Source organism: Aeromonas sp. 2MA4 (assembly GCF_029237305.1).
GTDB lineage: Bacteria > Pseudomonadota > Gammaproteobacteria > Enterobacterales > Aeromonadaceae > Aeromonas > Aeromonas salmonicida.
This window is the reverse complement of sequence record NZ_JAACFY010000016.1, coordinates 62121-87454: the sequence shown is the minus strand read 5'-3', so window position 1 is coordinate 87454 and position 25334 is coordinate 62121. Positions and strand designations below refer to the sequence as shown.

Sequence of the window (25334 nt, the reverse complement as noted above, 5' to 3'; positions counted from 1 at the left end):
GTTAAAGGCCCCGGCGTTGGCGGGCTGCTGCGATTTCTGCTTCATGGCGCTTGTTATCTGCTACCAGCCAGTCCACCCGGGCTTGCTCCTGTTCGGTGGGCTGGTAGCGGCCCCGGTCTTCTTCGTCGTCCAGCAGGCGGGTGAAGATGGCGATAGCCTCTTCGGCCTGCGCCAGCGGCATGGCGGCCAGCCAGTTGGTGACGCTGCCGCTGGTGTGGATCAGCTCTCGAGCCTGCTCTTTCAGCTCGGCGCTGCTGGCGGCGCGGCGGTTGGCCAGTTCTGCCTCGACCTCGGCGGTCAGCTGATTGGCGACCGCATCGCCAGCACCAGGCCAGCGACGGGTCACAATCAGCCGATCGCTGACCAGGCGCACGTACTGGCCACCGGCATTGATGATGCTGCCGTGTTGCAGCAGGGCGGCGTTGCTCGCATCAAGACCCATTCGGATCAACTCTTTGGCCAGAGTGGATCCTTTAACCCCTGATTTGGATCCTTCCGTACAGTTATTGAAAGAACTCCAAGGGGCGCAGCTGCCGCTGCTCAAAGGCAACTCGCTGCGCTCGCCCACTGCATGCTCGCGCTGCTCGCCCAAACCCTGCACCTCTGCCCCCTTGCGCACTATCTGCCAGCCTTCTGTGCGGGTGGTGGCGGTGGTCTGACCCACGTCAGAGATCACCCCTTGCAGCTTGATTACGTCCTCGCCGTATTTGTTGGCGGCTTCGTCCAGCCGCTTGGATAGGCGGATCAGGTGCTCTTTGCGTGGGGCATCAATGCCGCCCATGGCATTGATAAAGTCTCCCCAGCGGTTGTTATCTGCCGCGTGGCGGGCAGCTTCAATGATGCAATCCCACTCGATCACCTCGTCACCCAAGCGGCGCAGCTCGCGCCACACACTCACGGCTGGGCCACCGATCTGCTGAAACTGGCGGATTCGCCAGCAGCTGGCCCAAGCGGCCACAGCAATGGTGGTGTGGTCTACGGGGGCCTCGGCCTCGTAATCCATCCCCACGGCATGGCCGTCGATGTTCTTGGCGATGTATTTGGCGATGTAGCCGGTGGCGCTGCCCTTGGTTGGGTCGATTTCTTTCCAGTTCACCCTGGGGTTGATGGCCTTGATGGTCTGCTTGTCAGTGATGTCGAGCAGGCTCTTGATGTGCGGCAACTTGTTACGGATGCGCGACTGGGCCAACGCGTTCAGCTCGGCACCGTTGGGCATTTTCAGCTCGTCCCGTTCGGCGGCAGTAAAGTGGAAGGCCAGCAGGGTCAGAAAGACGTGCTGATGTTCCGGGTTGATAAACAGCAGGCAGTGCCAGTGCGGGGTGGCGTCGTGGTGCGGCTCCACCACCCGAAAGCCAAAGGCCCCGACCTTTTCCCGCGCCAGCGCGGCACGAAAGCGGGCCCACTGTTTGCACAGCAGGCGGTTTGTCTCGGTCGGGGTCGCGTTGTTGAAGTCTTCGTTCTGGTAGGTCTTGGCCTTGTCTTGTTTGCCCACCCGCCAAGCGTGATAGCTGGATGGGGCGGTTAGGGTCAGGAACAGGCCCAGCTTGCCCTGTTCCTGTGCCATGTCTTCAAAGCCGCGCATGCGCACCATCAGCTCATGACGGCGGATCTCGGGGTTGGCCACGGATGCCATGATGGCGTCAGTCAGATCGATTTCTTGCCCCAGCTCCTCGTTGACGGCGCTCATGCTCTCCATCCATGCCCGCTGTGCTGCTTTGCGCTGGGTGAACTCGCGCACGGCGTGGGCGCTGGCGTAGGGGCTGACCCCCTTGCGCACCTGGCCGGTGAGGATGGCGATCAGCTCGCAATAGATGGCCCAGGCGCGGTTAATCTTGCGCAGCCACCAGGACTCATCGAGCAGGCGCACCAGCAGGCTGGCGGCATCGCCCTCGAACTTGTCTACGGCGGGGGCCAGATTGGCCCGCTCGGCGTCGGTTAGCGGCCTTTCCAGCAGGCGCTCGGCGCGGGTGCGGGGGTGAACCGGCAAGGTGGGGCAGAAGTGCCACGCCTGTGCCTGAGAGCCAAGGTCAGCCAGCAGTTCGGTGGCGGTGCGCTCGTTGGCGCCGGTGTTCAGTAGTTGCTGGCAGCGGCGGGCCCACTCGGCGGCGACCAGCTCGCGGCGCATGTCGTTGTGCAGGTCGACCACCGGGATCGGGAAGCGGGCCGCCGCAGCTTCGCAAACGTCAACGATGCGGCGCAGCCAGACATTGGCGGTTTTCGGGTTGGCCGGGTAGCGGTGCAGGTAGGTCTTGGCCAACGGCTTGGCAACGTGCCACTCTACGCGGGCCAGTTGTTCGGCAGCCCCTGCCATATTGATGGCATGGTGGCTGACCAGGTAGTGCTGGGGCAGCTGGATGCCCTGCAGGTTGTTGATGGGTTCGTTCACTTACACATCCCGCATTTTTCAGCTGTGTATTCGTTCGGTTGCAGGTAGCGACCGCACTGGGTGCAGGTAGGTACCATGTCGAGGGTTGCCAGCCGATCTGACCAGCAGGTGGTTTCGCAGAAAAACAGGCTGGTCATGCGATTGCCTGACAGGATGACCGGGCGCACATGGCTGAAATCTCCGCAGCAGCTGCACAACATCGAGGGGCGGGCAGCAGGGGCGGCCTTCACCACGGTTTCACTGGCGGCGCAGGCCAGCGGCCAGCAGCGTTCGACACAATAGGGGTAGGATCGGCGACCGTGGCGGCCTGCCACCGGCATGCATACCGCCATCTGGTGGCACTTGGTGCAGGGCTCCAGCGTGACGGGATTAGTGTTTGCAGGGCGCACGACGCCCAAAGCCGGGGCAAGCCCGGCTGGTTTTTGATGGGTCATTAGATGGCGCCTCCGGCATAGAGAGACTGGATTTTGCGTGAAGCCATGCGGGCGGCAGTGCGGGCTTGGCGGCACAAAGTCAGGTGGGTTCTGGCTGGAGTGCGCTGGCCGTGGGGGCCATCTTTACGCAGGTCCAGCAAGTCGAGCTGCAGGCCGTGTAGCCTGGCCTCGGCGGCGATCATGTTAGAAACCCACTGGTCGATGGCATGTTGGTTGCTCATTTGATGGTTTCCCCCAAGCCGTGGAGTGGTTCGCAGTCTGCCCACCACTCGGCGATTTCTTTAGCCAGTGCCAGTTCGGCGCTGCCGACGGCCAGCCAGTACACGGCGCGGATAGCGCCCAGCGCCAGCAATTCCCGGGTGATGTCACGATTTCTCTTTGCATCGCTACCCGAGCTGGCGAACTCATCGACGGCAGCCTCCCAGTGTTTGGTCAGTGGGCTGACTGGTGCCGGTGGTTGCATATGTGCGGGGCCCACCTCTGTGGTACCCAGCGCGTCTTGCGGGGCTTCGAGTTCGAACAGGTCGTCAGTCACTGGGCACCCCCTTTCAACTCATGGGCAAAGGGCGGCTGGAATACAGCGGTGCTATCTGGGCCGCTGGCCATATCCACGCCGATGATGTGGGGCCGCTGGCCACCGCGCAGGATCTCGAGACGCTTGGTCAGCTCGGCGTAGATGTCGAGCAGGCTCAGTTCGTCGGCCAGTTCGGCCAGGGCTTCAAGGCTGGATTCGATCGCCACGCTGTGGCATGCGCCCAGCTGGGGGCGGTGGGTGTTTATCAAGGAGTTGGCGACTTTGCGGATCGCCTGTTCTGCTGTACTATTGCTCATGAGGTTTACCTCGTTGATTGATTGAAAACCCCGCTGGTGTTGGCGCACCGATAGCGGGGTTTTTTATTGCCCGTTTCCGGGCACCCTTCTCATTGCCGCTATGCGGCTTTCCAATGTGTTTGCCTTCTCGTTGAGCAAGGCGCGCTGGTTAATCTCATGTTCTGCCTGTTCCAGTTCGCTACGGCTCGGCCCCTCAGCGTGGTGGTGGGGCCGGTGCCACTCGTACCGGTGCAACACTGACCCGTCGAATTCCCGCAGGGTGGCCAGCAGGTCGCTCAGGGCTAGGCGGATCGCTTCTCTCTGAGTGACGTCGAAATCGTGCAACTCCATGCTTTTGCCTAGCTCCGGTGATATTTCAGCGGCATAGCAAACGATGGCTCTGGCCTTGGTTGGCAGACGTGACCAGCGGCTGGCCGCCCCATTGCGGCCGAACTGGGCGCGCATCTCTGCCAGCGCCACGTCGGCGGCGCTGGTTTGTTGAACGAGCTCGATGACCTGTGCTGTGTTCATGGGGTGGCCCTCTCTTATGCCTGCAGCAGCTTGGTCAGCCAGTGCGGGCGGGGTTGTTGGCGTGGCGTAAAGCGCAGGGCACCACGGCGGCCCCGGCTGTCTTCCAGATAACTGCCATCGAAACGGGTGGTGTTGCGCATCACCGGCTCGTCGCAATCGCTCACGACAGTGGCGCGGGTGAACAACAGGAACGGCAGCGGGATCAGCCCCGGCTGCTCGGCGCGCAGCTTGTTCATTGGGCCACCTCTTTCACCCTGCGCGGGACCATGGGCAGCACAATGGCCGGATTGGGCATGGCACTGGGGCTGATGGTCGCGATGATCTCGAACCCCGCCTTGAAGGTGTGGCCGCAATCCACGTTGCTGCATTGGTAAGTGGCGATGCCGCACAGCGGGCTCATCCGGGTGGATGTGCGAGTGCTGGCGCGGGAACCACAGTGCGGGCAAATCAATCTCATGGTCTGGTCTCCTATGCGCCCAGGGCTGCGCGGGCCATGTCGGCAGCACACGCAAGACTAGGGACGGCGTGAAAGCGGTCTTCGATCTCGGTTGCCAGCAGCACGAGGTGCTCGATGCCAGCCCACAAGCCGCCGACGACGGTGTTTCTGTTGGATTTGGTGACGCGGTCACCTGCGAGGATGGTGGTCGCCTGGGCAGTGACGCCCATGATCTGGGCGCCAGCGTTGAGTGCCTGCTGGGCACGGGCCTCTGTGGTGATGGCGGCGCCGGTAGAGGGGAGGCGAACGGCAGTCAGGCCGCACTCAAACAGCATGCCGTCAAACAGGGTGTCGTCCCCGGTGGCGTGGTAAAGAGTGATCAAGTCTTGGGCGGTCAGCTTGTGCCGCTCTTGCGCCGGGTTGAACTTGTTGCGCAGCACATCGGCGTTCATGTCGATCTCGGCGGCCAACTGGGTCAGGTTGTGCGCCTGCTTAAAGCGGTCACACGCACCGGCAAAGTGACTGTGTAGGTTTTGTTGATGTTTAGACACTTTCGGCTCCTGTTCGTAGCCGCTACTGTGAGATCAAGCCACAGAGCGGGGAGTGGACTTCTTGGCCAAGGCACTGCTGGCCAACCGGCGGCCAGTATTCTCATTGACCAACTTGAAATACTGTTCTGGCTCTCTGGCCATATCGCGCCAGCGCACCAGATTGACCCAGGGCTGATCGCCAGCCCGCAGTTTGGGAATGATGGGAATGCGGCCATCGGCAATCATGTCTTGGGCGGTACGCTTGGGGAGCTTGAAGTTGTAAACGTCGAGCAGCATCTCCAGAAAGGCATCGAGCGGGATGGCCGGCAGAGATTGCAGTGCTAACCCCTGCTTGATGGCCGCCAGCTCACGCAGTACCTCGGTGAGGGGCTCGACAGAATGACTTTCCATCGTCATGGCAATCTCCTTACTGCGCTGGGCGAGCAGAAGGTGCTGCGGGGTCGGCTTTCAACTGGCCGCTGGTCAGCACTTCAATTTGGTAGGCACGGCCTTGGGGGATGGTTTGGCCCCACTGAGAAATTGCGGCCTCTGAGATCTTCAACGCCTTTGCCAATGCAGCGGCTGAGTTGAAGTAGCTAATCGCATCTGCTTTTTTCACTGTAACGCCTCGACCATAAGTTCGGATTTGTAAAAATCCTAACCTAGGTTTGAGCCATAAGCAAACTTAAATTTGCCAAATAAGTGAGCTTAAGTTCGGATTGCCAAGGTTAAGCTAGGCCAATGAACATTTCAGATCGAATACTCAGCAGAAGAACTGCCCTGGGTCTTTCCAAGACGGCACTCGCCAAAGCGATTGGTGTGAGTGATGTTTCTGTTGGAAAGTGGGAGTCAGGTCTAAATCAGCCTAAAGGCCGCTATCTCAATGATTTAGCGGATGTTTTGGGTGTGTCCGTAGATTGGCTGTTGACGGGAGCAATAAAGCCACCAACTTCCTTGTATGCGATGCAGGTTGGGGAGCGGATTAAAGCTAAACGGGTACAGCTTGGCCTCGAACCATCCCAACTTGCTGACACACTCGGTGTAAGCCATGGCTTGATAAGCAAGTGGGAGAGAGGGGAAGTTGTACCCAGTGATGAAAGGCTATCTCATTTGATGGCTGCTCTTGGTGTTGATGAACACTGGCTGCTTCATGGGGTTGGCTCTTTATCTAAACCGGAACGACAGGAAAGTCTTGAGGGGCTGCATTTTGAATACCCCAGCATTGAGCCTGTCCCAATACCACATGGAAACAGAATTCCGATCATAAGTTATGTTCAGGCCGGAAACTGGCGGGAAGTGTGTGAGCAGGCCACCACCTTCGATGGTAATGTCGAATATGTGACATCCAGCGTCGATATTGGGCCCTGTGGCTTTGGTCTCTGGTTGCGTGGTAACTCAATGAGCCCAGTATTCAATGAAGGTGACCTGGTCATCATCGACCCCGATGAACAACCGCGCCCAGGCGACTATGTGGTCGCCAAGAACGGCAGCGAAGAGGCCACCTTCAAGAAGTACCGGCCCCGCGGCATCGATGAGAATGGGCAAGAGGTGTTTGAGCTTGTCCCCCTCAACGACGATTACCCCCCCATGCACTCCGACCGGCAGCAGATTGAGATCATCGGCGTCATGGTAGAACACCGAATTTTCAGAAAACGATAAGGGCGCCGAGGTGCCTTTTTTATTACCTAATATCAAATCAGAATAGCTCAGAGGACATATGTCAACTCAACCGACATTTGATTGGAGTGATTCAGTACCAGATAATAAAGATCTTGGCCCTGACCGTTTAGGAAGAGCTAGATATGCAGAGTTTTTGACATCATTTTTATATGGTCAGAATAAAGATAAATCGTATGTACTTAACCTCAACTCAGGGTGGGGAACAGGTAAGACTTATTTTCTAAAAAGATGGAAGCATGATTTGGATAGAAATCATCCCATTATCTATATTGATGCTTGGAAAGATGACCACTCTACAGATCCATTTATATCAGTGGTTTCGAGCTTAATTACACAGCTTCGAGCGAGGACAGATAAAAATGAAGAGTCTACTTGGATCAAAGGAATTGAATTCAGTTCTCGCCTTATTAAACACGTGGCACCTATTGTCATTGGGTCTTTATCTAAAAAATACATAGGCTTGTCATACGACGAAATATCACAAGGGAACGAAAATGTACCTTCAGATGGAAATAATAACAATATCGATCAAGTAGCTCAGAAACTCTCAAGTTTATTGTTGTCTGACCATGAAAAGAGAATGTCCTCTATTACATCTCTAAAAGAAACAATAAAACTATGGATTGATGCTGTAATAGGTCAGGCTAGTGGCAGTTTAGTTGGACCAACATTTGTGATCATTGATGAGCTTGATCGGTGTCGTCCTGACTATGCAGTAAAAATACTGGAAGTGGTTAAGCACATATTTGATATTCCGGGTGTTTTTTTTATTATTGCAACCGATACTGAACAACTTCAACATGCCATCAAAGTTGTTTATGGAAGGGAGTTTAATGCCCAGATATATCTTTCCCGCTTTTTTGATTCACGCTTTAGCCTACAAAAAGTCTCATTAATTAGCATTATAGAAGCACATTGTAAAACATTGTCTGCATTCGATAAAAATTATCAAAAAGACAATAATATTATACTGTGGCCCTTGAACTACAACGATGCTGAGAACATTACAGCTGTGCTGGATATTTTTGATATACCAGCAAGAGATGCTCTTCAGATAGTAAATAGAATATCGGCAATAATATTTTCATCAGGGTCAAACTCACAATTTGATTTATTGTATTTGACAACACTTCTTTGCTTGCAGGTCAGGGATAACGATTTTTATAATAATGTTGTTGGCACAAAGCAACTGGGTGATATAGACAAGCATTCTGCTGACAGAATATGGTTGGATTCCCCCCATACAATATCATTCCATATGGGGCTTGATGGCGTACATTGTGATTTTAAAAATGAGAAAACAAAAGAAGTTCCTATAAAAGAGTATTATAGAAATACATTCGCACGTTTCTCTAGTGTATTCTCAATCCCTCAGTATGAAGCAGGGCTAATTAGTGAAAGCAAAGTGGAGATATCTGAATACATAAATCTTCATGCAAGTGAAAATGACAAAGATCCAAAATCCCCATTTTACTCTAAACAATGGCTGAGATATTCATATGTAAATTTGGGGTTTCATAGAGTTGAACGAGATAAATATAAAGATTTGGTTGAGATGGCGAAGTCATTCGATTAGTTAAATATATGATGAGCAGTACATAACTTGGAAGTGGCTCATGGATGTTTATCCTCAAGGCCGAGAAGGTCCCCGTAAACGCATGCGCTTCGCTACCAAGGGAGAGGTGTTGGTTGGTGAAATCTTCCTGCTCCGGATGGAGCAGAGTGACCGCCGCTTTCTGGATTGGTGGTGATGTGGTTCAACTGCATGGCAAGATAATGGCGATAGCATCAACCGACAAGGGGGTGAGTGAGATTTCTGCGCACTTCTTCGAGTGCTGACGCGATCGCCTCCGCCAGTTGTTCGGTCCCTTCCGCTTCGGCGAGGTTCGGAAGATGGGTGCGCCAAAAGGCACGGGCACGCACGGCGTCCACAGTGCCGTTGAGTTGCGACACGATGTGCCTCTTCATTATGTCGGTCAGTTCGTACCTGCGCTGATGATTGGCAAATGTCTCTTTAAGTGAAGGATTCATATGGTCTCCAATATTGAACGGTTCGATACCATTGTGGTGCTGGCACTGGCTGAACTGTATAGCCGTTTTCCGGTGCGCCAGTATCTGGCCTCCAGCAAGTTCATCGTCACCGAAGATGGTGAGCACATTGACGGTCTTTCACCCGAGGCGGAAGGGCATCTGTTTGCTGAAGACCCATACCTCAAAGACCCCTATTTTAAGCGCAAGGAATTTGCGTTCGACAGCCTGAGATGGCTGGTTGATGCTGGATATCTCCACGGCACACCAGTGGCTTATGACGGTATCAACAATGCTGTGTTGACAGCCAAAGGGTTGGAGGTACTGAAGGCCACCCCCGATAGCCTGCAAGGGAGCTTGGGGGAGCGATTGGTCGAGGCCGTCAAGGCGGACTCCCGGGAGGTCGGCCGCACGGTACTGGGGCAGATTTTTGGATTGGCAGTTGGTTTGCTCTCATGACAGTACGCAAACAGGATGACGGCAAGCCACTGCCCTGGCTTGCCGATATTCGCCCCGGTGGTCGCAACGGTCCACGGCGGCGCAAGCGATTTGCCACCAAAGGCGAGGCGGCAGCTTGGGAGCTGTGGCTGCTTGAGCAGTTCGCCGAGAAGCCTTGGCAGGGGGATGATGAGCAAACCGTTGAACCTGTTGCTGACTCTCGCCGGCTATCTGATCTGGTCGAACGCTGGTTTGGCCTGCATGGCCAGAGCTTGCGTGATGGTGAGCAGCGGCGCTCCAAACTGCTGCTGATCTGCGAGAGTTTGGGTAACCCACTGGCCAGCGAATTCACCGGCAATGACTTTGCCAAGTACCGCGAGGCGCGCCTCTCTGGTGCGGTGAGTGATCGCCGGGCCGCCACACAGGATGGCAGAGGGGTGAGCGCGTCGACGGTGAACCGGGATCACGCATACCTGCGAGCCGTGTTCAATGAGCTCAAGCGGCTGGGGGAGTGGACGGCAGAGAACCCACTGGCCGGAATGCGGCTTTACCGGGTCACTGAATCAGAGCTGGCGTTCTTATACCCTGACGAGATCAAGGCCCTGCTCGATGCCTGTGATGCGGCCAGCAATCCAGATCTCGGCATTGTGGTGCGACTCTGCTTGGCCACTGGGGCGCGCTGGGGAGAAATCCAGGATCTGACCCAGTCTCAAGTTGCCAACAACCGGTTGACCTTCACCCACACCAAGGGTGGCAAACGTCGAACCGTGCCCATCAACCAGGAGCTGATCGACATTATCCCCAAGCGCAGGGGTAAACTGTTCAGTGAGTGTTACCACCACTTTGAATCCGCCATTAACAAGGCAGGGATCCAGCTACCAGCAGGGCAGAGTACCCACGTTCTTCGGCACACCTTTGCCAGCCATTTTATGATGAACGGTGGTAACATTCTGGTGCTGCAAAAGATACTCGGGCACTCGACCATCACCATGACGATGCGCTATTCACACTTTGCCCCAGACCACCTCGAGGATGCTTTGCGGCTCAATCCGTTGACGGTCAACAAGCTGCGGTAGTGTCCACATTTGATCCACACAGCTCACAGAACACCGCATTTTTCCGCATAATGGCGTGTACTTAAGTGACTGTTTTCACGTAACTATTTGTTTTTAAAGGCCGGGCTCAGGCATTTAAAATCCCTCGACGTTCGCGTCGTGCCGGTTCGATTCCGGCCTCGGCACCATTAAAATCAAAGACTTACGAAGGCCACTAGTAATAGTGGCCTTTTTGTTTTTGGTCAAATGGCCACTGGGTGGCAATAGCGATTGTGTCTCGCGGATTGGACCGGTGGTGGTACTCCTTCGGCCAAAAACAGCAAAGCCCGCTGAAGGACAGGCTTTTACAGGGTTCTGTACATACCCGACGATTTTACCGTGTGGAGCAGGGTATAGCCGTTTACTTCCACCACTCCTTGCTCGGTAAGTTATCCCATTCTCCAATCGGATATTCATGGCCGTTGAAGCGCAGGGTGGTACTCAATGTTCTCTGACTGGAAGTTTGAGAGGAACCATCCTGCTCGACGGTCTCGGTTTTCGCTTTGGTTACAACTTTAAGATCGTGCAGACCGTTCGACATCTCTGGCATGACTTGGATGTATGACATGCCCCGTTCTAAATCTATTGGTTCTGGTGAGCAAGGCATGCCTTTTCGTATGTAGGTGTGCAGCATAGGGGCGCCGTTCATGATGCGCTGTAGGGTTCCGCCATGCACTCGGAAGAGGTGTAAAAAATTGGACCTAAAACCATCGGCGCACGAGGGGCCATAGCCGATATCTAATCTTACGCCAAAGGCTCGTTCTCCTTTGGTCAGTAGGTAGGGCGCTGTATCGAGCCATATACTGGCGCTACCGATACGGATACTGGCATCTTCTTCAATGATTTCCTCAAACCGCTGTCTTACTTTCCCTTGGGAAATGAGTTCTACTCGCCAGAGACTGGTGGGTAGAGACATATCATCATTGCGCTCCCCATTATCTGGGAAAATGTAGGAGATTAAGGTTACCTCTGGCTGGTTTGGCAACGTCTTACAGGCACTAGCTGTCAGCTCGGTGTTTGAAGGCAAACGAGTCTTGATGGCCGCTAGTTGATTTGACGAGCAAACTTGTTCTCCTTCAGCCCATGTGCCAAAGCTGATTACTTGTAGCAGCAGTGTAGGTATCGTTGCGCATACCAGCGACTTTGTTATCACCATAGCTTTTGCCTTCAGTCTTACGCGTTTTATTGGTTGTTGAGTTTTATGCGGGCTGGCACTTTAACAATGTTCCAGGGGGTGTGCGAGTCCACATTGTTTGGGGGAACAGACCGCACAATCGTGGGGGAGGGTAAGGGCATCAAGACTGATCGGCCCCTTTCAAAATTTCAATTATCAAATCGGCCCTCATTAGACTTAACCGACTGAAACAAAAAGCCTTCCAGCGGTTCCCTCGCGGCAAACTGGACCCTTCCTGATTATTTAAATCCCCACAAGAATTACAACACTCCCAATATATTCAATAGGTTACGTTTTCAGCGCGGCTATCCAGCGCTCCTCCAAACTGTAAAAAATGTAAAAAGGATCCTTCTTTTCAGATCCTAGCCTCGCCCGAGGTCCTTTATCTGGCGTGGCCTTGGCCTATGGTTTTGCAGTAATCCACTTCTGTAAAAAATTTTATTGATACAGCCCGCAGGCGCTAGCGGAAGAGCGTGGATTCCGTGGCGCAGACGCGGCGGTGGGCGTCGCCGCCGTGTGCTTGGAGGGTGTGAGCGTGTACAGGCTTCACGTATGATGCCGCGCTGCGCCATTCCCATGCCATGTTCAGGCACCGTCAGGCAGATAGAAGAAGGCCCCACATTGTGGGGCCTTCTTGATGTTAAGACGCTTGGGTCGATTACAGAGACTGCAGTGCAATGGTTGCACTCTGGGAGTTCTGCTGGCTGTCTGCATCCATCCAAACCCACTGCGAACCATCGCCCTGCAGGTTCTCGGTAATGCTTTGGATTTGGGAGGTCGTGATGGTAATTGCCCCGGTCTCACTGGCCGTCGGCCCCATCTTGGTGATCTGACCTTTGAGCAGACCGTTGGAGGTCTCGTTGACGACAAACACGGTCGCCTTGTCTTGCCGGAACTGGCATGAAATGAACTGGGTGATGGTACTGGCGATCGTCAGGTTCATCCATTTTGACGGAGGCACTGCATAGTACCGAGTGTATTTGTTGAACGGCACCGGATCACCGTTGGCTTGCAACGGCTGGTTGTTCAGACCGGCAGTATTGGTCGGCATGCTGACACTGCCCAGCCAGAGGTCAACTTGGGCGATGCCGCTGTTGCTGGGCAGAGAGACGGAAATGGTTTGAGTGTCAGTGCCAGACACAAAGCCCATTGATGCCAGGCCTGCGTTGGCCGTCGTACCCGGTACTGTGATTTGGCAGGGAGGTTGGCTGTTACTCCAGACAACGTTCACCGCAGCGTTGTTGTCATTTTGGGCCGAGTTGTAGATGAAGATCCCATACAGCTGGTCGGGACGCAGCACAGTACAGGTTGCAGTGTCACCGGCTTTGAGGGTGATGCGTTGTCCGCCGTTCCAGTTGAGCTGGGATGCTGCAATAGCGATGCTTTCCATGGTATTTCCTTTTCCTTGATGAAATGTAAGGGATACCGCGTAGCTACATATCTACTTCTGCTCCACGTGAAATGGAGCCTAGCAATGAGATTCGAATGGATCAAGTGACAATGATTCTTTTTTGATTAAGTTATCATTACTGGCGGTGCTGGCTTGAGACGGAATGCACATCGTCGTTGATGGTGGGCTCTAAAAAGAACACAAATTCAATTGGATAAGCTTTCCAAGATAGATACTTGCTCATGAAAATCAGGAAGCTGAGGTGGCAACACAAAAGACTCCCATTGTAAAAGCACTCTAGCGGGAAGGAGCCGGTCCCATACCAGGCCGATCCTGTAGAGTTTCGGGAAAAGGGGATCTGGCGCACAACGAACTACCTTTGCATGCATCAAATAGTCCTGAGGTGATGGAATAATCAGCCTGTCTCCAGGTTTGAGTTGTGCCTTGCCCATCAGCCCCACGCCACGGATATTGACGTCGCGAAGATTCATCCTTAGCGCAGGTCTGAATGCGTCAAACCAGATGTTGTCTAGATGGCACTGGACAACATAACCCCCACCAGAAAGAACAAAACGGACGTAACGCCGAGAGTCATAGCCAAGAGGAATGACATCATCAACTGGCCTTTCTATTTGCCCCCTATCTCTCATTGTTTAATTCCCAAATGACGACATACATATGGTCAATGATAGATGTGACATTTTAAATGCTAATTATATATTTTGGTTATAAGAAAATAGATTTATACTTAACATATTGATTATTAAATCTTATTTCTTGGATTGATATCCCAAAATTGGTAATGCTTTAGTATGAGGTTATCACTCAGTAATGAGGTCTGGCTGCGTTGTCTACCTGCAGCAGGGCAAGCCGAGCCGAGCAGGCGATGAAAGAAAAGATTACCAACAGCAAGGGGTGGGAAACTGTCGCCCTCTGTTCATCAATATCCCGGACGGCAAGACCGACAGCATCAAGCTTATTCCGGTGTTGGAGCGCGAGCTGGACTGGCTGTTACAGGGGGGCTTGTCTTGATCCATGAGCTCAACGCAGGTTTTGCCAGTGCGCAAGGCACTGACACACTGGAAATCTGAACTGTGTCATATGACGTTGTTTCCGTGCCGGTTCAAAACGGCAAGCGGAAGCAATCGATCACAGCTTTTAGTGCCGCAGGTAGCTGCCTGTGGCCGGGATAATAGAGAAAGAAGCCGGGGTAGGTGATCGACCAGTCTGCCAGAACCCGTATCAGTCGGCCGGTTGTCACCAGGTCATCGTGTTCGGTGCTTTGCGCTGTATAGACCAGTCCTATGCCGTCCAGCGCGAGGCGAGTCATCATGCTGACGTTGTCGACCGTCACCGGACCATTAACCGGAACCGCGATTTGCCTGCCATCTTTTTCGAATTCCCAGCGGTATAAAGACCCTCCTGTGATTTCCCGACGTCCGATGCACAAGTGATGCTGTAAATCGGCGGGGGTCAGCGGGATGGCGTGCCGTTCGAAGTACGCCGGTGAGCCATACACCGCAGAATGGAAATCTGCCGTCAGACGAACCGCACTCATATCTTGCTGAACATCGCTGCGAATGCGTACACCGGCATCAAAACCTTGGCTGATGATATCCACGAAGCCGTCGTTGGTAGCCAGCTCCAGCTGAACATCAGGATACTGATGGCAAAATTTCTGCAACTGCGGCAGAAATATCATGTCAGCTGCGATCCTTGGCGTGTTGATCCGCACCCTTCCCTGGGGGCTTTCCCTGAACGCATTTACTTTCTCGACGGCATTCGCAATAACGTTGAATGCCGGGGCTATTTCTGCCAGCAGGGCCAGACCTGCCTGGGTCGGTGAAACGGTACGGGTGGTACGGTTCAGCAGTCTGACGCCGAGCCGCTCCTCCAGCGCACGCAGGGAATGGCTGAGCGTTGATGCCGTCAAATTCAGGCGTGCCGCTGCTTTGCGAAAGCTTTTCTCTTCCGCAACCGCAACAAATGCAGTCAGTTCTCCAAATTCATTTGTTCGCACTGCGTTTCCCATTGCTGAATACAGGCCAGTAAATCATGCGATATAAAGTGGCTTATTCATGACAATAAAGCCACCTATAGTCTGACCTCCATCGAGTTCTTTCATTAACGAGGTACAGAGATGTTTCAATCATTACGTCTGCAAGATAGTGTCGCGCTGGTTACGGGGGGCGGAAGTGGAATTGGTCGGGCAGCGGCGCTGGCGTTTGTCCGTGATGGTGCAAGAGTCGTGGTCGCCGGACGACGGGAGCTTGAACTGCTGGAGACTGTCGATTTGATCCGCGCCCAGGGCGGGGAAGCGCTTGCGGTGCAAACAGACGTAACGGACAGTGCTCAGGTGAAGGCGCTGATTGCTATGACGCTGGCTCATTTTGGGCGCCTTGATGCGGCCTTCAATAACGCAGGGGTGGAGGGGTTTGCGCCGATCAGCGAGATGACGGAAGTTGAATTTGATCGCGTGATCGCCACCAATCTGAAAGGGGTCTGGTTGTCAGTGAAATATGAGCTGGAAGCGATGACGGCCGCCGGTTGCGGTGGCGCTATCGTCAATACGTCATCTTGGCTGACTCAAGGCGCGAGTGTTGGCTCGGCGGCGTATTCCGCCAGCAAGGGCGGGCTGGATGCCATGATCCGCGCCCTTGCGCTGGAAGCCGGCCCTCATGGCATCCGCATCAATAACGTCAATCCCGGCATCATCAACACGCCGATGGCACAACGGATGGGGGCGAATGAAGAGACGCTCAAGCCTTTTGTGAGACTGACACCGGCCGGGCGTATCGGTGGAGCTGACGATGTTGGCGACGTGGTTGCCTGGCTGTGCAGCGACGAAGCCCGATTCATCACAGGTCAGAGTCTGCTGGTCGATGGCGGTTTCACCATTGCCGGATTGCGTTAAGCCAGGATGCGTGCTGGCCTGATGCGCTCGACCTTGGTCCGCTGTGAGCCTGTGTCCGTGCCGTGATCCTTCGCCTGACTGAGCATGATGGCGATGACCCATGCAAAAAGCCCCTCGCGGGGCTTTTTCAGCGGATTACCATTTCTCGAATGGCTACTTCTTGAGGTGTTTTCGGATGGCCTTGCCCGAGGTGCCGACGGCTTTCACCGCTCTTTTCAGCTGTACTTCGGTGCACTCGAAGGTCTTGATCCACAGCTTCATCTCATAGGGGGCGTTGACGTTGATGCTCTTGGCGTCAAGGGGATGGGCTAGGGTGTTGTTGTCAGGCATACGAACCTCAACTGATGGAAATGGCTGGCGAGAAAGAAGTTTCTGCCTGGTCGCCATCATCCCCCATATACCCATGCCGCATGGTGACGAGCTTCACACAACCCTGTACCCGTTCAAGATAAGGGTGGGGACGATTAGCTGCGGATCTTGTTGAACACAAACAGCACTATCAGTGCCCCCATGGTCGCGATGGCGATGCTGGAGAGGTTGAAACCTGTCACTGAGCCCAGGCCCAGCAGGGTGCCGACATAGCCGCCCACCATGGCGCCGATGATCCCCAGCAGTACCGTCATGAAAAAGCCGCCGCCATCACGGCCCGGCATGATCCACTTCGCCAGAATACCCACCAACAGCCCCAACACGATCCAGGTGATAAATCCCATGGCCAACTCCTCGTTATCTATGTGAGCTCACATTATAGGGGAGGGGGCGACGGTGCGAAGGGCTGGCGATGGTCGGCTGGTCACAGATTGTCGGACTCATGGGCCCCGGCAGGATTGAGCGATGGCAAGGTGCGCTGCTCCAGCCGCTGCTCGCCCGGGCGGCATACCAGCACGGATCCCTGCTCGAACCAGTCTCCAAGCACGATACGGCGGGCAGGTTGACCGTCGAGCGTGAAGTCGTGAATGGCGGGCCTGTGGGTGTGACCATGGATAAGCAGCTGGCAGCCGTGCTGGCGCAGCAGTGCGTCCACCGCCGCTGGCGTCACATCCATGATGGTCTGGCTCTTTTGCACGTTTTCCATCTGGCTTTGGCCACGCATCTTGCAGGCGATGGCGAGGCGGCGGGTAAGGGGCAGGCGCAAGAAGAGCCAGCGCAGCCATTTGAGCTGGGTGATGCGGCGAAGTTTCTGATAGCCCAGATCCAGGGTGCAGAGCAGATCGCCGTGGCTCAGCAGCACCCGCTCCCCATAGAGGTCGATCACGCATGGATCAGCCAGTAGTGTCATGCCTGATCGCTTGGCAAACTGCCGGCCCAGCAGAAAGTCGCGGTTGCCGTGGATAAAGTAGATGGGCACGCCGCGTTGGCGCAGGGCTGCAAAGGCATCGGCGATGGCGTGATGAAGCGGATTGGGGTCATCGTCGCCAATCCAGAATTCAAACAGATCCCCCAGCACATAGAGGGCGTCGGCACCGGGGGCGTCGCGCTCCAGAAAGCGCACCAGGGCGGCCGTCATGTCGGGCCGATCGCTGCACAGGTGAATGTCACTGATAAAGAGGGTGCTCATGATGGTGTGCAAGGGGCCCTGATAACTGGGTGGCTGGAAAAAGTGGCTGGCTGAGCAGAGGGTGCCTGTGCCTGAGGCTGCCAGTCAAGCTGGTCAAGGTCGCGCCCCTCCAGCGTCAACAGCGCCTGATAAGGGTCGCCGGGCAACTTCAACAGGCGGCAGATGGCCGCTTCCCCTTTCAGCCCTTGTTGCAGGCGCAAGGTGCGCAGTGTCTGGTAAAAGTCGTGGCCAAAGTGCTCTATCAAGGCGGCCATCAGGCTGAGGTGGCGCCAGCCGTTGAGGGTATCGACCCGTGCCGGAGTCACATAGAGCTCGATGGGCCAGGGGGTACCCTCGCCATCGAGCAGGGTCTGCTCCAGCAGCCAGATGTCGCTGCCAAGGGCGCGGCTCTGCCACTGACGTTGGGCAAACAGGTCGGCAAGGGCGGCGGGATCGCTGTGCTGGCAGAGGATGTCGAGATCGCTGCCTGGCCGGTCGAGCCCTATGGCCAGGGTGCTCACCAGCGCCACATCCAGACACAGGCTCTGCAACTCCCCCCACAGGGGCGTGTCGTTCAGCAGGGCATGGGCCGCGCGTTGGCGAGGATTGCCCTGGGCCAGATAGTCGAGGCGGCGCCAGTTCGGGCCGGCGGTCAAGCGCGCAGATGGAAAAACTGCGGCCGGGGCCGCAGTCAGTTCATCTCGCAGAAGGCAGAGATCAGTCTGCAAGGGTCACCTTGGTGATCACCACGTCTTCTACCGGCACATCCTGGTGCATGCGGCCGGAGTTGCCGGTCTTGACGGCTTTGATCTTGTTGACCACGTCCATGCCGGCGGTCACTTCACCAAATACGCAGTAGCCGAAGCCCTGGGTGGTGGCGGATTTGAAGTCGAGGAAGTCGTTGTTGCTCACGTTGATGAAGAACTGGGCACTGGCAGAGTGCGGCTCCATGGTGCGGGCCATGGCGACGGTGCCGACCTTGTTGGACAGGCCGTTGGCCGCTTCGTTCTTGATGGGGGCGCGAGTCTCTTTCTCTTCAAAACCGGGGGCATAGCCGCCGCCCTGGATCATGAAGCCGTCGATGACTCGGTGGAAAATGGTGTTGTCGTAGTGACCGTCACGGCAGTATTGCAGGAAGTTGGCCACGGTTTCCGGGGCTTTTTCGGCGTTCAGGGTGAGGGTGATGTCGCCGTGGTTGGTGTGCAGAGTAACCATGATATGTCCTTTCAAATGTGGCGCGGGCGCGAAGGCGGCTCGCGGCTATGGCATAAAGTGGTGGCAATTCTAGCCCATCAAGGGGCTGCGGCATAGATGGCACGCAGGATCCGGCCTGTTTTCTGCCTCGTTTTCTCCACCGGATGCGGGTAGAATGGCAGGCCATTTTACTCACAGGCAGTGGTCATAAGATGCTGAAGATATACAACACACTCACTCGTCAAAAAGAAGAATTCAAACCTATCCACCCGGGCAAGGTGGGCATGTATGTGTGTGGCGTCACTATCTACGATCACTGTCATATCGGCCACGGTCGCACCTTCGTCGCTTTCGACGTGGTGGCCCGTTACCTGCGTTACTGCGGTTATCAGCTCAACTATGTGCGCAACGTCACCGACGTGGATGACAAGATCATCAAGCGCGCAGCCGAGACCAACGTCACCTGCGACGATCTGACCGAGCGCCTGATCGGCGACATGCACCAGGATTTTGATGCCCTCGGCATGGTGCGCCCGGACGTCGAGCCCCGCGCCACCCAGCACATCAGTGAAATCATCGAGCTGGTTGAGAGCCTGATCGCGCAGGATCACGCCTACGTGGCCGACAACGGCGACGTCATGTTCATCGTCGACTCCTACGCCGACTACGGCAAGCTCTCGGGCCAGGATCTGGAGCAGCTGCAAGCCGGTGCCCGCGTTGGCGTGGTGGATGCCAAGCGCAACCCGCTCGACTTCGTGCTGTGGAAGATGTCCAAGCCCGGCGAGCCGACCTGGGAAAGCCCCTGGGGCCCGGGTCGTCCTGGCTGGCACATAGAGTGCTCAGCCATGAACTCCAAGCACCTTGGCAACCACTTCGACATCCACGGCGGCGGTTCGGATCTGCAGTTTCCGCACCACGAGAACGAAATTGCCCAGTCCTGCTGCGCCCACGGTGGCGACTACGTCAACACCTGGATGCACAGCGGCATGGTGATGGTGGACAAAGAGAAGATGTCCAAATCCCTTGGCAACTTCTTCACCATCCGCGATGTGCTGGCTCACTACGATGCCGAGAGCGTGCGTTACTTCCTGATGTCCGGCCACTACCGCAGCCAGCTCAACTACTCGGAAGACAACCTCAAGCAAGCTCGCGCTGCCCTGGAGCGGATGTACACAGCCCTGCGCGATCTGCCGGTCGCTGCCGCTGCCGGTGGTGACGAGCAGGTGGCTCGCTTTAAAGAGGCGATGGACGATGACTTCAATACCCCGGAAGCCTACTCGGCCCTGTTCGATCTGGTGCGCGAGATCAACCGCCAGAAAGCGGAAGACATGAGTGTGGCCGCAGGCCTGGGTGCCCGTCTGCGCGAACTGGGCGCCGTGCTCGGCATACTGCAACAGGATCCGGACGCCTTCCTCAAGGGCAATGAGGCCGATGACGAAGTGGCCGAGATAGAGCAACTGATCGCCCAGCGCAACCAGGCCCGCGCCGACAAGAACTGGGCCGCGGCGGATGCCGCCAGAGCCCGTCTCACCGAGATGGGAATCGTGCTGGAAGACAGCGCCGGCAAGACCAGCTGGCGCCGCGCCTAAGGGCGATTGGCCTGTTGGAGCCAACAGGTTGACCCAATAAAAAAACCGCAGCCCTAGGGCTGCGGTTTTTGTTTTGGCGAGGGCTTTGCCCTCGAAGGGGTTTCGCCGCCGCTGCGCGGCTTGGCGAGTGACTTTTGAAAGACCAAAAGTCACCAAAAGTCTTCTTCCCCGGCAAACCGCCCGCTTCGCGGGTTCCCTTGTCTCGTCCAACGGGTCGGACGGAGCGCCGCAGACGGCACATCCCTGTGCCGACTGCGGCTGCGCCATCATCCCTGATGGCGCTCCTGACCCGTTAAACTCGACTCGGCGGTTTGCAGGGGGAACCAATACCGTGCCTGTCCGTGATGTCAGATGATCACTAGAGTTGTACAAACTTCAGTCGTTTGACAGCGCTTATTTTATTTCTCCTAACTATTTATTATGGCGCGGGCGATTTCTAACCTAATAGTTCAGTTACATTTTTCAACCAAGATACATCTTGGATTGAAAGTTCATGTTGAATATATTTTTTTGCAAATTCAACTTTTCTGCCTTGGGTAGAAAAGAATGAGCGCATTGCATCTTGTTGTGTTTGTCTATAGTTGAAAGCTAAACCAGATGGCTTATCTTGATCGATATTATCATAAAGATCTTGTATTTCTTGGTAGATTGGGTCATCTATTGTTGCAATTGCTTTAAGTGTTTCAATGAATGCAAGTGGTTCAAGAGCATCTTCAATTTCTGTTGGTGGGCTCGTTATATCTGAATTTATATCAATCAGAGAGGTGTCGCCGTTAATATTTATAAAGCGCTTTATGTTGATTTTTTTGGATTTTGATGAACTTATTCTTTCATTGGATGTTCTTTCATCGGTATCAACAAGAAATAGAACTGAGCCTTTCACGCTATTTGATTCTGCATCAATCGCTAAATTTAGATATTCAAATATTTTTTTAACCTGCGGAGCTCCACCTACAGCTAAAACTCTCACCCCTAATCCTTCGAGATATGCATCAAGATATATTTTGTCAGATGAACCTTCGCATATTATCCATTTGTAGGTGTTACCGTTTGTGATGGATAATAGAATGGACTGCACTAGATCATGAATGCCCTTTACTTCTATTGTGTCGGGCATTCTTCCCTGTGTCTTAGTTTTGATGGCCTTAATATCCTCCCTAAATCTACGGAGGTCTAATAGGGCTGTTTCATTTGATGATGATATATATGTGGCAGATCCTTTAGATACAACAGGCATAAATCCATACCAGTGTGTAGTGATTAGTGTTTGAATACCCTGCTGTGCTATTTCCTCAAGTTTTTCGAATTGCTCAAAACAAGATGATGCGTGAAGTGATATTTCTGGTTCATCTATGGCTATAATAGTTGTTTTGAAAAGTGCGCTAATGTTTAAATTCAAGAAGGATTTTATTACATCGATTAATGCCTTTCTTTTTTCACCAGAACTTAAATGTGACACAGGTACCAAGTTTATACCATCTTCACAATAACTAAGTGTTTTATCTGAAAAGTAGGTTTCAATTATTTTCTGACTAAGATGACTACGATTAAATTGACTTTGTCTCTTGCTTGGCTTTTTGAATTCATATTTGCTTAGCTGTGCTGATAATGTTCGTAGGTATGTATTTAAATCTTCATTTATTTTTCTTATGAATACATCATCTACAATTTCTTTAATGGTATTTTCGAGTTGTTGGCCTAGTAAAAACTGTAATGTATTGCTTTCTAATCTTGAGTACTCGCTGATTTCTATATCTGATGGAATGTAGAGATAGTCATAAAGGTTTTTTATCTTTTCATATACGAACTTCAATGCTTCATTTTTACTTTCGTAGCCAGTTTCATCTTTTATTCTTTGCTCGTAATCTGGTATGCTCTCAAATATCCCTAGGAATAACTCAGAAGATTTCTTAGGTTCCCTTTTTATTAAGCCTAGAGGAATTAAATAATGTTCATCTTTGTCTAGATTGTTAAATAGAATCTCTCGATGTTCACAAAACTGAGTGGCGAATTTAATTTGAGATGAGTTGAAGTCTTCACTTTCTATTTGAGTCGTTATATCACTAATCACACCGAAGCATTTTTTCAGTTGGGATTCTCTAGATAACTCAGACTTTTTTATTATGAATAAAAGCGTTATATATGGTTCCCTGCCTGCATACCCCTTATTTCTTGTTTCATGATTTATATCAATGTCGTCAAGATCATTTTTATTCAAAAAGTCATCAATGGCCGATAGTAAACTACTCTTACCTACCCCATTTTCTCCGATTAGAGCTGAGAATTTATTTCCATTGCTAAGGCTTACATAGTTTATGTTTTTAAAGTTCTTATAATTTCTGATTATTATTGATGCGATCGTCATATCTCTTCTTTTAATATTGCGCGCTAATTCTTAAAGTGATGGGAAATATTGCTCGTCCACTTAGGTGTTTTAATTAAGGGCCGTAGGTTCGATTAGCGAAGCGTAATCGGACGTTCGAGAAATAAGGTGTTATTACGGTGAAATACTCACTATCGGACCTTCTCTATAAAGCTGTTTCCCGATAGGGATGTGTGCCGCTTACTGCTGTACTCATATTCATTTTGTCACCTATGCAACCGTGTCGATTGTGCTTGTTACATAGGTGCGACAACCTGATCTTGCCATTGGGCGGGCGAGGAGTTGGTTCTGAGATAACAACCCTCCCGATCATTGCCCCAGCTAGAACAGGGATAATGAATGATTTGAGTTGAACAGATATTTCTAAGAGCGACGTTCAACCTTCCAATGTTCACCATCGTTAGATGGTTTTGCATCTTCATCACATCGAGTAACTTTGTTTTTTCCATTCCCCATATCGAGTTCAAGCCAGGGCAATTTAAAGTCTTTGAACATAAAGTAGGCGGGTTCTTCTATGTTTATCTTTTGTGGCTTTTTAGGACTGCAAATTATGAAGTGAGGCCTTACATTTGGCCATGTATTTTCGTTACCAAAAACAGCCTTGAATCGTTTATTTTTACTGTCTAGCTGACCATTGCTAAAGTAGCTGTCGCCTTTAGCTTCAATCATCACAATATGGGTTGTATTTTCATGGTCAACAAAGGCAAGAAGAAAGTCGACATCCTCTTGAGTGCCTGATATTTGATAGTCGACTTTAATACCGTCTGTTTCTATAAAATTTCGCTTAACGCAGTCCGTGCAGTTGTTTTGAGTGAGGTACAAGCTGGCATAAATCCAGTCAAGGTGGTAATCCATCGCAGCAAAGTATTTTCTGGGAATTGTGAAACCAATTAGCTTTGATATCTCATCAAGCTGTTTGTTATCCATGAGAAACTCAGGGTTTCCCAGCATTTGGCCAACCAAGTAAAACCGCTCTTTACGGTTAAATGATTTTAGGTTTTTAATTAGTTCGTTGTTCATATAAATCCAGAAAATGCTTATTGTCTGACAAGAAATGATTCGATTGAAAGCGGTGTATATTGTAGGGTGTAATGAACGAAGTTAATTACACCTCTATTTCTAAGCCGGATCATACAGGATGTAGTTAGTCACTCGCTTTTCACCCTGTATTTTACATTTTCCTCTGATTGCGGGCCGGGTGTTAACCCGGCAATGTTCCAGAGAGAAGTTAGTAATAAATTTCCTGTCCAATCTCTTTTATATCCAGTTTGTTTGAGCCTGGATAGAACCCATCCATGTCAACAGGTTTAGTAATGAGAACGGAGATCTCTTTCTGTTCGTTTTTAAAATTTGATGCAATCTCTTCATCAGTGCAACCATCTTCATATGTCTTATAAATGGCTTTTCCAGTCACCACATTGAAGTCGAACTCAAAGAACCCTTCGCATGGTGCTCCATAATTTATTGTGGCACCAATAAGGTTCCATTCTTTACCATTAAAGCGGTATCTATGTGTGTAATTCCATTTTCGATTACTGCCTCCAAAATGGTCAATGACAATGGCACCTCGTTGTATTTCAATACCCACGAATGGATCCCCCATCATGCCACCATGAGCACTATCTAATACGGGACCTTGCGAAGAGTGCAATAAGGTCCACTTACCTTGCTTCTTTTTATATATAAGCAATGTTCTTTGTGTTCCTATTTCACCGTCCAACCCAGTATCCAGAACAATGATTTTTTCATCTATACCATCTTTATCCAAATCCCCCATAGCCTCGCCAATTACCTTTGAGGTGATAGTATCTTGACTCGGGTCTTCAGCAAGTGCTGTATTTAAAAATAATGGAAAAATAAAAGCGAATAAATATTTCATAAAACCTCATGTTCTTAAGTTCAAATATATTTAAATCGATACTTGCTGTTGAGTAAACGACTGCGCCGAAGAAACCCGACACAGGAGGGCGAACAAGCGGGGGAGAAGACCTTTGGTGTTATTTGCCAAAGAGAGCGGGTCTTTCCAAAGTCACTCGCCAAGCCGCGCAGCGGCGGCGAAACCCCTTCGAGGGCAGCGCCCTCGTGTCCTGCATGGCGAAGCCATGCCAATCAGGCGAGTGACCCCTCACCCTAACCCTCTCCCGCAAGGGGAGAGGGTACTGTTGCCGCGGACGATTACGCTTCGCTAATCGACCCTACAGGCTTATTGCACCCTGCGCCTCATCCCGTGGTGGGAGAGGCGCACTCCCGTTGCTTGGTGCCTTATCCCCCTGGATGCTAGGATGCCGAACTTTCCTCTTATCCAACCCTTATCAGTTATGGCAAACCGGCTCGTCAGCAGTAAAAACAGGATCGCCCAGGCAGGGCGCTGGCTCGCGACCCGCGGGGCCGCGCTCTTTGCCGAACTCTCGGAGTTTCAGCAGCGCATCTGGGTGGTCAGCATAGTGAACGACACCTACACGGATACCTTTATCGTCAATGAAGGCAGCTTCGAGGAGCCCATGCAGTGGATGCGGCGCAAGCAGTACGATGCCGATATGCTGCGGCGGGTCGAGGCCATGCAGCGCTCCCAGGTGATCCAGTTCGAGCTGGGCGATACCCGCCATCGCCTGATGCGGGTCAAATAACCCGGGTCGCATCCGGTGGCGACGGGCCTTGGGTTGGGTGGTGGATGGATCCGGTCAGCCTGTGGTCAGGTGATGGGCGTGCGACAAGCATACTGGCCAGACGCCGGCGTTGAATTCCCTTCTTGTTCGTTGAGATAACACCCCGTCGAAGAGAGCGTC

32 protein-coding genes and 1 pseudogene are annotated in these 25334 nt (G+C 52.8%); 9 read left to right on the top strand and 24 right to left on the bottom strand.

What is annotated here, in order from left to right; genetic code table 11:
• Position 1: 1 nt before the first annotated feature.
• The 11 genes from GWQ31_RS16080 to GWQ31_RS16030 all read right to left on the bottom strand — a co-directional run bounded on the left by GWQ31_RS16080 (position 2) and on the right by GWQ31_RS16030 (position 5746).
• Positions 2–2386 (bottom strand): replication endonuclease, encoded by a 2385-nt coding sequence (locus tag GWQ31_RS16080; protein ID WP_275909781.1) that lies wholly within the window; start codon positions 2384–2386, stop codon positions 2–4.
• Positions 2383–2820, bottom strand: a complete 438-nt coding sequence (locus tag GWQ31_RS16075; RefSeq protein ID WP_275909780.1) for a hypothetical protein — start codon at positions 2818–2820, stop codon at positions 2383–2385. Before GWQ31_RS16075 ends, GWQ31_RS16080 begins: the two co-directional genes overlap by 4 nt.
• Positions 2820–3041, bottom strand: a complete 222-nt coding sequence (locus GWQ31_RS16070; RefSeq protein ID WP_131729897.1) for a hypothetical protein — start codon at positions 3039–3041, stop codon at positions 2820–2822. Before GWQ31_RS16070 ends, GWQ31_RS16075 begins: the two co-directional genes overlap by 1 nt.
• The gene (locus GWQ31_RS16065; protein WP_275909779.1) at positions 3038–3355 is read right to left on the bottom strand and encodes a hypothetical protein; all 318 of its coding nucleotides are present in this window, start codon (positions 3353–3355) and stop codon (positions 3038–3040) included. The genes GWQ31_RS16070 and GWQ31_RS16065 overlap by 4 nt, the downstream gene beginning before the upstream one ends.
• Positions 3352–3651 (bottom strand): hypothetical protein, encoded by a 300-nt coding sequence (locus tag GWQ31_RS16060; protein WP_275909778.1) that lies wholly within the window; start codon positions 3649–3651, stop codon positions 3352–3354. Before GWQ31_RS16060 ends, GWQ31_RS16065 begins: the two co-directional genes overlap by 4 nt.
• 63 nt (positions 3652–3714) lie before the next feature.
• Complete coding sequence (locus GWQ31_RS16055; RefSeq protein ID WP_275909777.1) at positions 3715–4161, bottom strand: hypothetical protein; 447 nt, start codon at positions 4159–4161, stop codon at positions 3715–3717.
• Between the two features lie 14 nt (positions 4162–4175).
• Positions 4176–4397, bottom strand: a complete 222-nt coding sequence (locus GWQ31_RS16050; RefSeq protein ID WP_169045831.1) for a hypothetical protein — start codon at positions 4395–4397, stop codon at positions 4176–4178.
• Complete coding sequence (locus tag GWQ31_RS16045; RefSeq protein ID WP_271787945.1) at positions 4394–4618, bottom strand: ogr/Delta-like zinc finger family protein; 225 nt, start codon at positions 4616–4618, stop codon at positions 4394–4396. Before GWQ31_RS16045 ends, GWQ31_RS16050 begins: the two co-directional genes overlap by 4 nt.
• 11 nt (positions 4619–4629) lie before the next feature.
• Complete coding sequence (locus tag GWQ31_RS16040; protein WP_275909776.1) at positions 4630–5148, bottom strand: phage regulatory CII family protein; 519 nt, start codon at positions 5146–5148, stop codon at positions 4630–4632.
• Between the two features lie 33 nt (positions 5149–5181).
• Complete coding sequence (locus GWQ31_RS16035) at positions 5182–5544, bottom strand: hypothetical protein (protein WP_275909775.1); 363 nt, start codon at positions 5542–5544, stop codon at positions 5182–5184.
• Positions 5545–5554: 10 nt separating this feature from the next.
• A complete protein-coding gene (locus tag GWQ31_RS16030; protein WP_275909774.1) occupies positions 5555–5746 on the bottom strand; it encodes a Cro/CI family transcriptional regulator in 192 nt (63 codons plus the stop codon).
• A 122-nt stretch (positions 5747–5868) separates the two neighbouring features.
• On the opposite strand from GWQ31_RS16030, the pseudogene GWQ31_RS16025 reads away from it, so the two are divergent.
• The 3 genes and pseudogenes from GWQ31_RS16025 to GWQ31_RS16015 all read left to right on the top strand — a co-directional run.
• A pseudogene (locus GWQ31_RS16025) lies at positions 5869–6039 on the top strand (helix-turn-helix domain-containing protein); the annotation flags it as partial.
• Between the two features lie 51 nt (positions 6040–6090).
• Entirely contained in the window at positions 6091–6786 is a 696-nt protein-coding gene (locus GWQ31_RS16020; RefSeq protein ID WP_275909812.1) for an XRE family transcriptional regulator, read from the top strand.
• Positions 6787–6844: 58 nt separating this feature from the next.
• Positions 6845–8383 (top strand): P-loop NTPase fold protein, encoded by a 1539-nt coding sequence (locus tag GWQ31_RS16015; RefSeq protein ID WP_275909773.1) that lies wholly within the window; start codon positions 6845–6847, stop codon positions 8381–8383.
• Positions 8384–8595: 212 nt separating this feature from the next.
• On the opposite strand, the gene GWQ31_RS16010 is transcribed toward GWQ31_RS16015, so the two are convergent.
• Positions 8596–8838: a hypothetical protein gene (locus tag GWQ31_RS16010; RefSeq protein ID WP_275909772.1), complete on the bottom strand. Its 243-nt coding sequence runs from the start codon at positions 8836–8838 to the stop codon at positions 8596–8598.
• Here GWQ31_RS16010 and GWQ31_RS16005 point away from each other — a divergent pair, their 5' ends adjacent.
• Together GWQ31_RS16005 and GWQ31_RS16000 are read left to right on the top strand one after the other, a co-directional pair.
• Complete coding sequence (locus GWQ31_RS16005) at positions 8839–9294, top strand: hypothetical protein (protein WP_275909771.1); 456 nt, start codon at positions 8839–8841, stop codon at positions 9292–9294.
• On the top strand, positions 9291–10349 hold the full coding sequence (locus GWQ31_RS16000) for a tyrosine-type recombinase/integrase (protein WP_275909770.1): 1059 nt from the start codon (positions 9291–9293) through the stop codon (positions 10347–10349). The genes GWQ31_RS16005 and GWQ31_RS16000 overlap by 4 nt, the downstream gene beginning before the upstream one ends.
• A gap of 379 nt (positions 10350–10728) precedes the next feature.
• Here GWQ31_RS16000 and GWQ31_RS15995 read toward each other — a convergent pair whose 3' ends face one another.
• The 3 genes from GWQ31_RS15995 to GWQ31_RS15985 all read right to left on the bottom strand — a co-directional run bounded on the left by GWQ31_RS15995 (position 10729) and on the right by GWQ31_RS15985 (position 13422).
• Complete coding sequence (locus GWQ31_RS15995; protein ID WP_169045841.1) at positions 10729–11523, bottom strand: hypothetical protein; 795 nt, start codon at positions 11521–11523, stop codon at positions 10729–10731.
• A gap of 676 nt (positions 11524–12199) precedes the next feature.
• Positions 12200–12931, bottom strand: coding sequence for a hypothetical protein (locus GWQ31_RS15990; RefSeq protein ID WP_021141035.1), 732 nt, complete (start codon positions 12929–12931; stop codon positions 12200–12202).
• A gap of 206 nt (positions 12932–13137) precedes the next feature.
• A complete protein-coding gene (locus GWQ31_RS15985) occupies positions 13138–13422 on the bottom strand; it encodes a hypothetical protein (protein ID WP_125729364.1) in 285 nt (94 codons plus the stop codon).
• Positions 13423–13762: 340 nt separating this feature from the next.
• Between GWQ31_RS15985 and GWQ31_RS15980 the strand changes: the two genes are divergently transcribed.
• Positions 13763–13963: a hypothetical protein gene (locus GWQ31_RS15980; protein ID WP_271774673.1), complete on the top strand. Its 201-nt coding sequence runs from the start codon at positions 13763–13765 to the stop codon at positions 13961–13963.
• 91 nt (positions 13964–14054) lie between these two features.
• On the opposite strand, the gene GWQ31_RS15975 is transcribed toward GWQ31_RS15980, so the two are convergent.
• Positions 14055–14951, bottom strand: coding sequence for a LysR family transcriptional regulator (locus GWQ31_RS15975; protein ID WP_275909769.1), 897 nt, complete (start codon positions 14949–14951; stop codon positions 14055–14057).
• Between the two features lie 120 nt (positions 14952–15071).
• On the opposite strand from GWQ31_RS15975, the gene GWQ31_RS15970 reads away from it, so the two are divergent.
• Positions 15072–15845: a glucose 1-dehydrogenase gene (locus GWQ31_RS15970; RefSeq protein ID WP_275909768.1), complete on the top strand. Its 774-nt coding sequence runs from the start codon at positions 15072–15074 to the stop codon at positions 15843–15845.
• A 153-nt stretch (positions 15846–15998) separates the two neighbouring features.
• Here GWQ31_RS15970 and GWQ31_RS15965 read toward each other — a convergent pair whose 3' ends face one another.
• From GWQ31_RS15965 to GWQ31_RS15945, 5 genes are all read right to left on the bottom strand, one after another.
• The gene (locus tag GWQ31_RS15965; protein ID WP_275909767.1) at positions 15999–16175 is read right to left on the bottom strand and encodes a DUF3606 domain-containing protein; all 177 of its coding nucleotides are present in this window, start codon (positions 16173–16175) and stop codon (positions 15999–16001) included.
• Between the two features lie 134 nt (positions 16176–16309).
• Positions 16310–16558, bottom strand: a complete 249-nt coding sequence (locus tag GWQ31_RS15960) for a GlsB/YeaQ/YmgE family stress response membrane protein (protein WP_017413027.1) — start codon at positions 16556–16558, stop codon at positions 16310–16312.
• A gap of 80 nt (positions 16559–16638) precedes the next feature.
• Complete coding sequence (locus tag GWQ31_RS15955) at positions 16639–17403, bottom strand: UDP-2,3-diacylglucosamine diphosphatase (RefSeq protein WP_021141041.1); 765 nt, start codon at positions 17401–17403, stop codon at positions 16639–16641.
• Complete coding sequence (locus GWQ31_RS15950) at positions 17400–18110, bottom strand: DUF4269 domain-containing protein (RefSeq protein ID WP_275909766.1); 711 nt, start codon at positions 18108–18110, stop codon at positions 17400–17402. Before GWQ31_RS15950 ends, GWQ31_RS15955 begins: the two co-directional genes overlap by 4 nt.
• The gene (locus GWQ31_RS15945) at positions 18100–18597 is read right to left on the bottom strand and encodes a peptidylprolyl isomerase (protein WP_059113897.1); all 498 of its coding nucleotides are present in this window, start codon (positions 18595–18597) and stop codon (positions 18100–18102) included. The genes GWQ31_RS15950 and GWQ31_RS15945 overlap by 11 nt, the downstream gene beginning before the upstream one ends.
• A gap of 191 nt (positions 18598–18788) precedes the next feature.
• Between GWQ31_RS15945 and cysS the strand changes: the two genes are divergently transcribed.
• Positions 18789–20165: a cysteine--tRNA ligase gene (gene cysS / locus GWQ31_RS15940; protein WP_275909765.1), complete on the top strand. Its 1377-nt coding sequence runs from the start codon at positions 18789–18791 to the stop codon at positions 20163–20165.
• A 436-nt stretch (positions 20166–20601) separates the two neighbouring features.
• Here the strand turns inward: cysS and GWQ31_RS15935 are convergent, their stop codons facing one another.
• The 3 genes from GWQ31_RS15935 to GWQ31_RS15925 form a co-directional block, all read right to left on the bottom strand.
• The gene (locus tag GWQ31_RS15935; protein WP_275909764.1) at positions 20602–22530 is read right to left on the bottom strand and encodes an AAA family ATPase; all 1929 of its coding nucleotides are present in this window, start codon (positions 22528–22530) and stop codon (positions 20602–20604) included.
• 381 nt (positions 22531–22911) lie between these two features.
• Entirely contained in the window at positions 22912–23568 is a 657-nt protein-coding gene (locus GWQ31_RS15930) for a hypothetical protein (protein WP_275909763.1), read from the bottom strand.
• Between the two features lie 208 nt (positions 23569–23776).
• Complete coding sequence (locus GWQ31_RS15925; protein WP_275909762.1) at positions 23777–24427, bottom strand: hypothetical protein; 651 nt, start codon at positions 24425–24427, stop codon at positions 23777–23779.
• 439 nt (positions 24428–24866) lie between these two features.
• On the opposite strand from GWQ31_RS15925, the gene GWQ31_RS15920 reads away from it, so the two are divergent.
• Positions 24867–25175, top strand: a complete 309-nt coding sequence (locus GWQ31_RS15920) for a hypothetical protein (protein WP_059113217.1) — start codon at positions 24867–24869, stop codon at positions 25173–25175.
• The last annotated feature ends 159 nt before the right edge of the window (positions 25176–25334 follow it).